This window comes from Brevibacillus sp. SYP-B805, assembly GCF_011059135.1.
GTDB lineage: Bacteria > Bacillota > Bacilli > Brevibacillales > Brevibacillaceae > Brevibacillus_F.
Window position 1 is genome coordinate 55357 of sequence record NZ_JAALGD010000014.1, and the last position, 12461, is coordinate 67817.

At 59.6% G+C, this 12461-nt stretch carries 15 protein-coding genes; 14 read left to right on the top strand and 1 reads right to left on the bottom strand.

The annotated features are described in order from the left end of the window. Positions 1-35 precede the first annotated feature (35 nt). From G3578_RS16335 to G3578_RS16355, 5 genes are all read left to right on the top strand, one after another. Complete coding sequence (locus G3578_RS16335; protein WP_165214040.1) at positions 36-1046, top strand: phosphodiester glycosidase family protein; 1011 nt, start codon at positions 36-38, stop codon at positions 1044-1046. Continuing rightward, positions 1043-1789: a hypothetical protein gene (locus G3578_RS16340; protein ID WP_165214041.1), complete on the top strand. Its 747-nt coding sequence runs from the start codon at positions 1043-1045 to the stop codon at positions 1787-1789. Before G3578_RS16335 ends, G3578_RS16340 begins: the two co-directional genes overlap by 4 nt. Positions 1790-1959: 170 nt before the next feature. Continuing rightward, a complete protein-coding gene (gene def / locus G3578_RS16345; protein WP_165214042.1) occupies positions 1960-2484 on the top strand; it encodes a peptide deformylase in 525 nt (174 codons plus the stop codon). Positions 2485-2564: 80 nt separating this feature from the next. Then, positions 2565-2729, top strand: coding sequence for a hypothetical protein (locus G3578_RS16350; protein ID WP_165214043.1), 165 nt, complete (start codon positions 2565-2567; stop codon positions 2727-2729). 17 nt (positions 2730-2746) lie between these two features. Then, positions 2747-3181 (top strand): DUF2269 family protein, encoded by a 435-nt coding sequence (locus tag G3578_RS16355; RefSeq protein ID WP_165214044.1) that lies wholly within the window; start codon positions 2747-2749, stop codon positions 3179-3181. A gap of 12 nt (positions 3182-3193) precedes the next feature. On the opposite strand, the gene G3578_RS16360 is transcribed toward G3578_RS16355, so the two are convergent. Next, on the bottom strand, positions 3194-3616 hold the full coding sequence (locus G3578_RS16360; RefSeq protein WP_165214045.1) for a GNAT family N-acetyltransferase: 423 nt from the start codon (positions 3614-3616) through the stop codon (positions 3194-3196). A gap of 120 nt (positions 3617-3736) precedes the next feature. On the opposite strand from G3578_RS16360, the gene G3578_RS16365 reads away from it, so the two are divergent. The 9 genes from G3578_RS16365 (at position 3737) to G3578_RS16405 (ending at position 12231) form a co-directional block, all read left to right on the top strand. After that, complete coding sequence (locus G3578_RS16365) at positions 3737-5116, top strand: aminotransferase class I/II-fold pyridoxal phosphate-dependent enzyme (RefSeq protein WP_165214046.1); 1380 nt, start codon at positions 3737-3739, stop codon at positions 5114-5116. 157 nt (positions 5117-5273) lie between these two features. Next, positions 5274-5810, top strand: coding sequence for an NADPH-dependent FMN reductase (gene ssuE, locus G3578_RS16370; RefSeq protein ID WP_165214047.1), 537 nt, complete (start codon positions 5274-5276; stop codon positions 5808-5810). 235 nt (positions 5811-6045) lie between these two features. After that, positions 6046-7215: an LLM class flavin-dependent oxidoreductase gene (locus G3578_RS16375; RefSeq protein ID WP_206529774.1), complete on the top strand. Its 1170-nt coding sequence runs from the start codon at positions 6046-6048 to the stop codon at positions 7213-7215. Further along, positions 7212-7967: an ABC transporter ATP-binding protein gene (locus tag G3578_RS16380; RefSeq protein WP_165214049.1), complete on the top strand. Its 756-nt coding sequence runs from the start codon at positions 7212-7214 to the stop codon at positions 7965-7967. The genes G3578_RS16375 and G3578_RS16380 overlap by 4 nt, the downstream gene beginning before the upstream one ends. A 93-nt stretch (positions 7968-8060) precedes the next feature. Continuing rightward, the gene (locus G3578_RS16385; protein WP_165214099.1) at positions 8061-8843 is read left to right on the top strand and encodes an ABC transporter permease; all 783 of its coding nucleotides are present in this window, start codon (positions 8061-8063) and stop codon (positions 8841-8843) included. 19 nt (positions 8844-8862) lie between these two features. Then, positions 8863-9873: an aliphatic sulfonate ABC transporter substrate-binding protein gene (locus tag G3578_RS16390; protein ID WP_165214050.1), complete on the top strand. Its 1011-nt coding sequence runs from the start codon at positions 8863-8865 to the stop codon at positions 9871-9873. A 20-nt stretch (positions 9874-9893) separates the two neighbouring features. Continuing rightward, on the top strand, positions 9894-10166 hold the full coding sequence (locus tag G3578_RS16395) for a DUF2325 domain-containing protein (protein WP_165214051.1): 273 nt from the start codon (positions 9894-9896) through the stop codon (positions 10164-10166). Positions 10167-10190: 24 nt separating this feature from the next. Continuing rightward, a complete protein-coding gene (locus G3578_RS16400) occupies positions 10191-11006 on the top strand; it encodes an alpha/beta hydrolase family protein (protein WP_165214052.1) in 816 nt (271 codons plus the stop codon). Between the two features lie 7 nt (positions 11007-11013). Continuing rightward, entirely contained in the window at positions 11014-12231 is a 1218-nt protein-coding gene (locus G3578_RS16405; RefSeq protein ID WP_165214053.1) for a threonine synthase, read from the top strand. The last annotated feature ends 230 nt before the right edge of the window (positions 12232-12461 follow it).

Below are 12461 nucleotides of genomic sequence, written 5' to 3' on the forward strand. Positions count from 1 at the left end.
TACTCTGCAAGACAGCATGGAGATGATCACAGCGTATGACAGGAGTGGAATGGGGGCACACGGAAGCGGCGACGGCCAGCCGCAGGACGAAGCGGCTCCGTGCGGGGCGCATCGTCCTGACGGCGGGAGCGCTCTTCCTCTATGTTCTGTTGTCGACGGCCGCCTTGGTTTTGTACGGGCCGTTTGAAAATATCCGGAGCACCCTGATCGGGGCCATTCTCACCAGCCGGCATCCCTGGGTGATTGAGCCGTTCTACCCGGCGGCCACGCTTGCCAAATATCGGCCGGTCGGACTGGATGCCATGGGCGAGGGGCGGATGACGGCGGGCGACTTTTCCGCGATTCGGGATGACGGGGTGGAAGTGATCCCGATCGAGACCGCCAAATATGCGGGGAGCTTGCTGGTGGTGCATGATCCGAAGCGGGTGCATGTGGCGGTAACCAAATATCTGAACAGCGTCGGCCAAACGGTGACCGACATGGTGAAGGATGCCCATGCGATAGCCGGAATCAATGCCGGCGGTTTTTTCGATGGCGGCGGCCGCGGCACCGGCGGGACACCGCTTGGCATCACGATTTCACGGGGCACCTATGTCAGCGGAGATCGGACATCTCCCCAACCCGTGATCGGGATCACCAAAGAGGGGGCCCTGGTGGTCGGGAAATACACGTATGAAGAGCTGCGGAGGCTTGGGGTAACCGACGCCATCTCCTTTGGTCCGCAGCTGGTCCGTGACGGCAAGCCGTACCTGAAGGAGTCGGACGGCTCCTGGGGCGTTGCGCCGCGGTCGGCCATCGGGCAGCGGCAGGATGGGGCGATTCTGCTGCTGGCGCTGTCCGGCAGGGGCCATGACGGGATCGGCGCCACCCTGCTGGACGTCGAAGAAGTGATGCTGCAGCACGGCGCGTACGTTGCCGCCAATCTGGACGGGGGATACAGTTCGGAACTTTATTATAACGGACGGTTTCTGGTCTCCCCGTCCAACCCTCTCGGCGAGCGGTACGTGGCTACCAGTTTCGTGGTGGATGGAGGGAGCAGGGGGTGAAGAAGATCCACACCTTTTGGCAAAAGAGCAGGGGAGTTGTCGTCCTGTGGGGCGTGATTACCTTTCTCCAGGTTGCCGTGCTGTTCGGGGTTGATCAATTTTTGCGCCCGCCTTCCCTCACTCAGGGGGATGATGCCGGTTTCGCGCAGGCGGCCGGGGCGAGCAGGCCGGATGTGCCGGCAGGCGCCGTCCGGTACACGTACAGTCCGGACAATCAATATGCGGCCTATACGACAGCAGGAAACGAGCTGGTGATCGTCGGCACCGCCGGTGAGATTTTTCGCGACACCGTCGGCAGGGTCACGTATTTCCAGTGGTTGGGCGAATCCCACTCGCTTGTTTATTTCATTGGCGGCCGCAATCTGTCCGGGTATATCTTTCACGTGAATGCGCCCAAACCGACGCACATGTATACCTGGTATGGCTCCGGACGGGAGGTCGAGCATATCTATTTCTCCCCCTATCTGGAGTTTCTTTACCTGGAGATGCGCAACGGTGAGAGAAGCGAAGTATACAAGTACGATGCCGTGGACGGGATCACCCGGCTGCCGCTGGGCGATGTCCGGCTCACATCCATTGACTATGACGACAAGAGGGATGTCATGACATTGCGGACGGCGGAAGGGGAAGTATGGCGCTACGAACGCGACCGGCTGTACCGGCCGGACGGCACGGAGGTGCGTCAATCCCAGCCGGTTCGGCCGCGGCGCGCCCATGGGGCGGATGTTCCGAAGAAGGAATAGGACGAAGAAGATTCAGGTTGTAACGCGGGGATGCCCTTTCACGGACGAACACGTGGAATTGGGGTTATCCCCGCTTTTCTCTGTCAGAACGAGATTTTGTTCAATCGCTGACGGGCGGTACCGGGTATATTTAATGATCGGCGCCGTAAAATCAGGAGAGGTGATGCAACATGGCGGAACGGAGCATCCGCAAGCTGGGCGACCCGGTTCTTCGGGAAGTGTGCAAACCGGTCCCCGCCGTGACCGCGAACGTTATCAAGCTGCTGGACGATCTGGCGGAGACGCTGTATGCCGCACCGGGGCGGGCGGGTCTGGCAGCACCGCAGGTGGGCATACCCAAACGCGTGGCCGTGCTGGATATGGGGGATGGTCTCATCGAATTGATCAATCCGCAGATTGTCCGCCAAAAAGGCGTGCAGACCGGCCCGGAAGCGTGCTTGTCCTTGCCCGGGATCGTTGGATACGTGAAAAGGGCCCGGGCGGTGACGGTCAAAACATGGAACCGGGAAGGAAAGGAAGTGCTGATCGAGGGAGAAGGCCCGCTGGCCCGCTGCCTGCAGCACGAGATCGACCACCTGGACGGCATCCTGTTTATCGATCGCGTCAAACAGGGGGAGCTGTGGAGCGAGCGAAGCCGGGAGCCCTTGGATGTGCTGGAGCTGATACGGCTCTCCCGGCGGTATGTGAAGCGGTGAAGCGGTACGTACAGGTTTTTCGGGACGGGGAAGTATTTTATACTGGAGAAGGTACAACACGCAAAAAGGACGGATTTTTGATGTCCCTTCATCCGGAAAAGGCGGCCCTTCCCCCAAAAATCGGTACGCTCGACCGACTGGTCACGCTGCCGGCGGATGTCGACATTCTGTCGATCCACCCCGGGATGGCGTGGCTGCCGCACATGAATGTGTGGGTCCATGAAGTCCGGCCGGTTGGCGCGTAGAAAGAGGGCGGACCCAGATGCTGTACCGCTTGCTCTTGTACATCCATATCGTCAGCGCAGTGTTATCCATCGGCCCGTTTGTGGTGTTGATTCCGATGGCGAAGAAGCTGGGCGTTGCCGAAAGGGCGGAACAGCAGGCCTGCCTGGCAGCATTCCGCTTTGTCATTCGGCTCGCGAAGCATGCCGGCCACGTCCTGGTGGCATCGGGCATCCTGCTCGTCATGGCGGGAAAATGGCCGTGGACAACATCCTGGATTGCCGTCACCACGCTGATCCTGCTCAGTTCGCTGTGGTTCCTGGCCCGCGCCTTCAGCCCCACGCTGCGGGCGTTTGAAGGAGCAGGACAAGACCGGGCAAAGGCCGCCCAAAAGCTGGGCCGTGCGATCTGGATCTATCTCGCGATTCTGCTGACCATGCTCTGGTTCATGGTGACAAAGCCTGTGCTCTGGTAGGGAGAGCGTGGATTACGCCTGATGCTGCACGGCCATCCGGCGCATCAATTCCTGCCGTTCAAACCCGTACTGTTCATACAGGCCGTGGGCGTCGCGGGTGCCCAGCATCATATTGGTATGGCGGACGGCCGGATGTTCGATAAGAAACTGCATCATCCATTTGCCAAGCCCCTTTCCCCGGTGATCCGGGTGAACGATGACATCGCAAATCCACGAGAATGTGGCATAATCCGTGACAACCCGCATGAAGGCCACCTGCTCGTCCCCCTCGTAAACGCCGAAACAAAGCGAGTTTTCCAAGCTTTTGGCAACGGTCTCCTTCGACCGGTGACGGGCCCAATAGCTTGTCTGCAGCAGTTCATAAATGGTATCGAGCACCAGCAATTCCTTGTCGTCGCTGATCCGATAGGGAAAATCAGCATGCTTCCACTCCATCTGTTCTGTCACCCTCCAACCATGTTTCTGGTTCACGTTACCTCCAGTATAATAAGTACAGAATGAGAAGGATACCGTTTGTTTTTCCATCTGTACCCATACAGTTTGGAGGTGGGATGTGTGTCGAAATATGAGTTCGTGAAAGAACAGATCAAGGAGCGGCTGCAGACCGGACAGATCAGGCCCGGAGGCAGGCTGCCGTCGATCCGGGAGATTTCCCGCCAGTTCGCCTGCAGCAGAAACACGGCTATCCGGGCATACGCGGATCTGGAGCGGGAACATCTGATATATGCCGTGCCCAAAAGCGGCTATTACGCCGTGCTGAGGAGCAGTCAGCCGGACGACGACCAAACCGGTTGGATCGACTTCGCCGCGGCGTCACCCGATCCGGCGGTCATGCCGTACAAGGATTTTCAGCATTGCTTAAACCGCGCGATCGAACTGTATCAGGACCAGCTTTTTTCATATGCCGACCCCCAGGGCTTTTTCTCCCTGCGCAGGGCCTTGGAGAAGCATCTGGCCGGGGCGCAGGTGTTTGCCGCGCCCGAGCAGATCAGCGTCGTGTCGGGGGCGCAGCAGGCCTTGTACCTGCTGGCGTCCATGCCGTTTCCCAATGGGAAGAGCGCTGTTCTCGTGGAGCAGCCCACCTACCACGGCATGCTGCACGCGCTCGATCTGCTCGGCGTAACCGCCATCGGGATCACCCGCAGCGCGGAAGGGATTGATCTTGATGAACTGGAACGCCATTTCCGCAACAACCATATCAAGTTTTTCTACACCGTTCCCCGCTACCACAACCCTCTCGGCACAAGCTACACGCAGGCCCAGAAAAAGCAAATCGCCCGGCTGGCCGCCAAATACGATGTTTATCTGGTCGAAGATGATTATCTGGCCGACATGGAGACCGGTCGCAAAGCTGATCCGATATTCACCTATGATGATTCCGCGCATACGGTGTATATCAAGAGTTTCTCCAAAATCATGCTGCCCGGACTGCGGCTGGCTGCGGTCGTCCTGCCGAAAGCGATGGTGGAAGCGTTCCGGCTGTGGAAAGCGGCTTGCGACTCCAGCACCGCGATCCTGTCGCAGGCGGCCCTGGAAATCTACCTGACCTGCGGGATGTACGAGCGGCATGCGGCATTCGTGCGCGAGCGGTACCAGGCGCGGATGCATGCGCTGCGGGAAGCGTGCGGCCGCTATCTTCCGCAGGAGATCCGCATCGATGTTCCGGATGGGGGGATTTTTACCCGCCTGCTGCTGCCCGGGCAGATCGACTCGGATGAACTGGCGGCCTCCCTGCGGCAGCAACAAGTGCTGGTCAGGCCGGTGCACCGCTGCTTTCTGCGCACGCATCCGAAAGAGAACGGGCTGAGGATCAGCATTATCCGAACGGATGAGAAGCAGGTGGAGAGAGGAATGCAGCTGCTTGGCGAGACCGTGGACCGTTTCCGGTCGCAGAAAAGGCCTGTGCAGACCGGCCGCGCCGTCGAGTGGATATGAGGGAAATTCATACTTGACAGGTAGGAATTATCGGATTAAACTAACAACCAAGGTTTGGAATCCATGTTTGCAGCCGATTGGTCAACCGAAGGCTCCTTACTCCCCGCGCAGGGGAAAGGGAGCCTTTTTCATTCTTGAGCGAATTGGGGGGGAAAGCATGGCTCATATCGCGATTATCTCCGGCAGTCCTTCGAAGCATTCGAGACTGGCGGGAGTGCTTCAACTGGTGAAAGCTTCACTTGAGTCTGACGGCTGGAACGTTCATTGGGTGAATGTCAGGGAGCTTCCCCCGGAGGATTTGCTCCACGCCCGTTTTGACAGTCCTGCGATCGAGGAAGCGCGCAGGGGGATCGAACAGGCGGAGGGTGTCATCGTCGCCACACCGGTTTACAAAGCCTCCTATACGGGACTCCTGAAAGCATTCCTGGATTTGCTGCCGCAGAAAGGGCTGGCGCACAAACGGATTCTGCCCATCGCGATCGGCGGAACGATTGCCCACCTGCTTGCCATCGATTATGCCCTGAAACCCGTTCTGGCGGCCCTGGGAGCCACAACCATCGACAGCGGCGTCTATCTTGTGGATTCCCACGTGCAGGCCGGGGAAGACGGGACGGTTCAGCTCGACGGGGAGAGCAGAGACAGACTGGAAGATGCCCTGCGCCTCTTCCAAAACAACATCGCACCGACCAGATAACTGGAGGTTCTCGAACCCGCGACAGGCGGGCATCGGGAACCTTTTTTGACGGTTGGGGAAAGGGTGTCTATTTTCAAGCGATGAAGCAACGAAGAAAAGGTTCTGGGCCCCGCCCGGCATAAGGAGGGGCCCCACTCGGCAAAGCGTAAGCTAGCGCCGAGTGGGTAAAGCGTTAGCTTAAGCCGGGTGGGTTCAAATCAAGGAGGGAAAACGGATGGGGATACAGCCAACAAGCCTGGAGTTCGGGTGGTACCTGCCAACCACCGGTGATGGTAAATACGTAGGGGTGAAGCCGCAGCGGCCGGCGACCGCGGATTACCTGATCAGCGTCGCACAGGCTGCGGAGCGGGCAGGATTCACCTTTCTCCTGATTCCGACGGGAGGAGCCTGCCTGGATGCCTGGCTGGTGGGCAGCATGATCGCCGCCCATACCCGCACGCTGAAGCCGCTGGTCGCCCTGCGGCCGGGCCTGATCGCGCCGGTGCTTGCCGCCCGTATGGCGGGAACGCTCGACGTGCTATCCAACGGCCGCGCCTTGATCAATGTGGTGACGGGCGGGACGCCGCCTGATCTGGAAGCGATGGGCGATCCGCTTGCCTACGATCATGACGCGCGCTACGAGCGGACGCTGGAGTTCCTGCAGATTGTCAAACAGGTATGGCTCCAGTCCTCCGGCGGGCAGGGAGACCGGTTTCTCTCCGCTACCGAAAACTATCAAGGCGTCGAGAAGGTCTCCTTCTCCGGCACCTATTACGAGATCAAAAACGGGGCGGGCTTTCCGGCGCCCGTGCAAAAGCCGCATCCGCCCATCTACTTCGGCGGCAGCTCCCCGGCAGGCAAGCGGACCGCCGCGCAAACCGCCGACGTCTATTTGATGTGGCCGGAACCGGTCCATTGGATCAAAGAGCAGATTGCCGAAATGGAGCAGATTCGCCACGAACTGAAGCAGGAAAAGGGAATCGACAGGGAACTGCGCTACGGCCTGCGCGCGCAGGTGCTGGTGCGGGAAACGGAGGATGAAGCCTGGCAGGAAGCCTGGGAGATCATCAGCAAGGTGGATCAGAAGGCGATCGAGCAGGCCAGCTTCCGCTTTGACCATACGGATGCCACCGGACAGAAGCGGCAGGTGCAGCTGCGGGAGCTTTCCCGTGACAATCGGTATGTGATCGGGCCGAATCTGTGGGCCGGCCTGTCCATCGTCAGGGGCGGCGGAGCGATGATGCTGGTGGGAACGCCCGAACAGGTGGCCGACCGGATTCTGGAGTATGTGGATGCGGGGGTTACCTCGTTTATCCTGTCGGGGTATCCCCATCTGGAGGAAGCGGAGATCACGGGCCGCCTTCTCCTGCCGGTGGTCGAGGAGAAGTTAAAGGCGCGGCAGGCGGGGCAGGTGGGGGCGAGATGACATCAGCCGGCCTGCTCCAGATCGCGTCGCTTACCAAAACGTTCCAGCAGCCGCAGGGAGAGATGCGCGTCCTTGACCACATCGACCTGCAGGTGGAACCGGGGGAGTTTGTCACCATCATCGGACCGAGCGGCTGCGGCAAGAGCACGCTGCTCAAGATCATCGCGGGGCTGGACACCGGCTATTCGGGGACGGTGCTCCTCGGCCGGAAAAAAATCGAGCGGCCCAGCATCAAACAGGGTGTGATCTTTCAGGAACATCGCCTGTTTCCCTGGATGACGGTCGAGCAGAATATCGCGGCGGATCTTTCCCTGAAGGATCCGGACGTGCGGAAGCGGGTTGCGCAGCTGATCGAGACCGTCCGCCTGCAGGGATTCGAAAAAGCGTACCCCCGCGAGCTTTCTGGGGGCATGGCCCAGCGGGTGGCGATTGCGCGGGCGCTGCTGCGCAAGCCGGACATCCTCCTGCTGGATGAACCGTTCGCCGCTCTCGATGCGTTTACCCGCCAGCATTTGCAGGAGGTTCTCCTCGACATCTGGCGGGAAAACGGCACGACCATGATGCTGGTGACTCACGAGCTGGACGAAGCCGTCTATCTGGCGAACCGGGTCGTCATCATGAGTCCCCGGCCCGGACGGATCAGCAGGATCATCCCGGTCGACCTGCCGTATCCGCGCGCACGGGCAAGCGCGTCCTTCCAGGCGATCCGGCAAACGGTCATGCGAGAATTCGAGCACAAGGGGGAGTGGTGAATGGATCAGACGACGGTCATTGCGGCTGGAGGGACAGCAAGCGACAAGGATCATGTTCCCGCAGAAGCGAAGGGAAAGGGCCAGGGACGGACCATGGAACGCACAGCGTTCGCGGAGAAAGTGCTGCACAACGCCCGCGGCTGGATTCTGCCGATTGTGGTGCTGGCGGTCTGGCAGTGGGTCGGGCAGGCGGGGCTGGTTTCCCCCACGCTGCTGCCCACGCCGGTGGCGATCGGCGAATCCTTTGTCGAGCTGACGCTGTCGGGCGAACTGCTGGGGCACCTGCAAGTGAGTACGACCCGCGCGGCGTTGGGCTTTCTGGCGGGCGGGGGAGCCGGCCTGCTGCTGGGGTTGCTGGTCGGGTTCTGGCGGAAGGCGGAAGCGGCCCTCGACCCCTCCCTGCAGATGCTCCGCACCATCCCTCACCTGGCCGTGGCCCCCTTGTTTATTCTCTGGTTCGGCTTCGGTGAGCTGTCCAAAGTTCTGCTGATTGCCAAGGGGGCGTTTTTTCCCCTGTATATCCAAACCTTTCTCGGAATCCGCTCCGTGGATGCCAAGCTGATCGAGGTGGCCCGCGTGCTGGAGTTCAGCCGCACAAAGATGATTACCAAGCTGATCATCCCGGCCGCGCTTCCCCATATTCTGCTGGGGGTGCGCCTATCGCTCGGCATCTCATGGCTGGGACTGGTGGTCGCCGAACTGATGGGCTCCAGCGAAGGCGTGGGCTACATGATCGTGGATGCGCGGCAGTTTTCGCTGACCTCCATCGTCTTCGTCGGCATTCTGATTTTTGCGGTGGTCGGAAAAGTAACCGACTCGCTCGTCCGTTACTTGGAGACGAAGCTGCTCAAGTGGCGCGACAGCTATAAAGGCTAGATAGAAGGGAAGAACGCACATGAAAAAGGGTCTGTGGAGCATATACAGCATCATCATCGTATCCATGGCGCTTCTGGCCGGCTGCGGACAGGGAACGGGCGGTTCCGCCGCGGCCGTCGGGGCTGACAAGCCAAAAGAGAAGATCACGGTCAACATCGGCATTCAGCAGAGCATCTGGCCGATCCTGCTTGCCAAGGAAAAAGGCTGGTTCGAAGAAGCGTATGCCAAAGTAGGAGCGGAAGTGAAGTGGGTCGAGTTCCAAAGCGGCGCTCCCTACTTTGAAGCCATCGCCTCCGACCGTCTGGATTTCGGGCGGGTCGGCAACGCGCCCGTCATCGTGGGGCAGGCGGCCGGTGTCCCGTTCAAGGAGATCGCCGTCGGCAGCGTCGGCAAAAAAGGGGATGCCATCCTCGTGCAGAAAAACAGCCCGATCCGGACCCTGCAGGATTTGCGGGGGAAAAAGATCGCGGTCGCCAAGGGGAGCAGCGGCTACAATCTGTTGTATCAAGCCCTGCAGCAGGCGGGCCTGAAGCCGACCGATGTGGAAATCATCCAGCTGCAGCCGGATGAAGCGCAGCCCGCCTTTGAAACGGGAGGGGTCGATGCCTGGTCGGTGTGGGAGCCGTACGTCTCCACCCAAACGATCAAAAACGGGGCGGTCGTGCTGGCCAACGGGGAGACGCTGAATTCGCTGAACGCGGGCTTCCATGTCGTGCGCACCAAGTTTGCCGAGGAACACCCCGAACTGGTCGAGATCTACCTGAAAGTAAACGAGCAGGCGCTTCGCTGGCAGAAAGAACACCCGGATGACGCCGTGGAGGTGTACGCCAAAGCCAAGAAGCTGGACCCTGCCATCATCCGGGCGGTGATTGCCAATACGGAGCCGGCCAACCTGCCGATTACGCCTGAGGTGATCGAATCCCAGCAGAAGACGGCGGACTTCTTGTACCAGTTGGGCGGCATCAAGAAACAGATCGATGTCTCCCAGGTGGTAGACAATCAATATATCGAGAAAATTTTGAAGGAATGATTCGCGCAGGAGGGGGAGCGATGGGGACTGTTCTTGTCGTAGGCGGAGATCGACTGGGCAATATCGTGGAGCTCTTGAACGTGCGGGGCTTTCGCCAGATCCATCACGTCACGGGCAGAAAACGACTGCAGACCAAAGTGAAGATCCCGGGAAACACGGAAATGATCGTGGTTTTTACCGATTTCGTGAACCATAATCTGTCGACGCAGATCAAAAACCAGGCGAAGGAACGGAACGTGCCGATCCTGTTTTGCAAGCGTTCGTGCTCATCCCTTGCAAAAGCGTTCCAATAAGGAAAAGTGAAGAGGAGGAGCGGTATGGAAAGACAGATCCGAATCCCTGCCGGACAAGTCCAATTGGCCGGCACGCTGCATGCGCCTGAGGGAAAAAACAGGCATCCGGTTCCGCTCATCATCATCTGCCATGGTTTTATCGGGTCCAGGATCGGGGTGAACCGTCTGTTTGTCCAGGCGGCGCGGGAGTTTGCCGCAAATGGCTGCATGGTGCTCCGCTTTGATTATGGGGGCTGCGGGGAAAGCACGGGTCAATACGGTGACCAGCGCTTCGAAGAGTTGATCCGGCAAACCGTCCACGTCATCCGTTACGCGGAAAACCTGAAAGGAGTCGATCCCGCTCAGCTTATCCTGATCGGCCACAGCCTGGGGGGAGCGGTGGCTACCTACGCGGCGGCCCGGGAGAAGCACATCAACCATCTCATTCTTTGGGCGCCTGTCGCGTATCCTTATAGCGACATTCTGCGCATTGTCGGCGACGGCGTCTATCGGCAGGCGAAGGAGAACCGATACGCCGATTATCAGGGATACCTGTTCTCATCCCACTTTTTTGACTCCATGGAGGGTTTCTATCCGCTGAAGGAGATCGGCTCATTTGCGGGCGATGTCTTGATCATCCACGGCAGCGACGATGAGGTAATCCCGTCCAAATACTGCATCTATTACCAAAAGGCATCCCTGCTGCGCGACAGGGGAACGGCGGCGAAGGAGATCATTCTGGGGGCGGACCATACCTTTTCGAACGCCGCTCATAAGGAGAAGCTGTTCAGCAGCACGGTGAAATGGATCGCGGAGCGGGTTCACCCTGTCCGGAGCGCCGGCATGCAGGCGAGGAGTTGAGGAGAGAATGACGCCAAAAAGTTTTTTCAGCCATTTGGAATGCCCGAAATGCGGGCAAACCTATGATCCCGACCAGCCGCACCAGCTGTGCCGCTGCGGTTCGCCTCTGCTGGCACGGTACGATCTGGTCAAAGCGGCGGCCGCCCTGTCCAGGCATGAGCTGGCGCGGCGGGAACCCACCCTGTGGCGATACCGGGAACTCCTGCCCGTCCGGGATGAGGCCAACATCGTAACCCTCGGGGAAGGCATGACCCCCATTCTGCCGCTGGCAACGCTGGGGGAACGGTTGGGGCTGCGCCAGCTCTTTGTCAAGGATGAGGGCATCCTTCCGACGGGGACGTTTAAGGCGAGAGGGGCTGCCGTCGGGGTATCGCGGGCCAAAGAGCTGGGGATTGACGTGTTGGCGATGCCGACCAACGGAAACGCTGGCGGCGCCTGGGCGCTCTATGCAGCCCGCGCCGGCATCGAAGCCTACATCGTCATGCCGGAAGGGGCGCCGGACATCACGAAGGTGGAAGTGGCCGCGGCCGGTGCCCATCTCCATCTGGTTCGCGGCCTGATCAGCGACGCCGGCAAAATCGTGGGCAGAGCCGTGGCCCGGCATAAATGGTACGACGCCTCCACCCTGAAGGAGCCGTACCGGATCGAAGGAAAAAAGACCATGGGGCTGGAAATCGCCGAACAGTTCGGGTGGGAGGTGCCGGATGTGATCCTCTACCCGACCGGCGGCGGCGTCGGCATCATCGGGATTTACAAAGCCCTCCGGGAGCTGCAGGAGCTGGGGTGGATCGGAGAGAAGCTCCCCCGCCTGGTTGCCGTGCAGGCAAGCGGATGCGCCCCGATCGTGAAGGCCTGGGAAGAGAAGAAAAAGGAATCGGCATTCTGGGAGCAGTCGTCGACGGTGGCATTCGGCATCAATGTCCCGAAGGCGCTGGGGGATTTCCTCGTATTGGAGGCGGTCTATGAAACCGGCGGCTGCACGGTGGCCGTCGATGATGAAGAGATCTTGCATGCGCAGCGGCAGTTGGCGGCGGTGGAAGGGGTTTACCTGTGTCCGGAAGGCGCGGCCACCTTCGCCGCAGTCAAAAAACTGTCCGCTCAAAAGTGGATTCACCCGGATGACAAGGTGCTGCTGCTGAATACCGGCGCGGGCCTGAAATATCCCGACAGCTTCAGGATAGACGCACCGGTTCTTGATCCGGATGAGGAGATATGGCCGTCCTGATCTGCGGCTGACGCCTCTCAAGCAGGCGCCAGCCGTTTGTTTTTGGAGGAGATGGTCCCGGCATGCGGTACCAAAAAAGGGATGGGTGAATATCATGGGAGTGACGCGAAGGCAGACGCCCATTTTTTTGCGGCGAAGTTTTAAAATCATACTTGACAGGTCGGAATAATAGGCATTAAACTCAAGCTTAAATAACAAGCCGCAGCCAAAAATATCCGCTGCCTAAATGT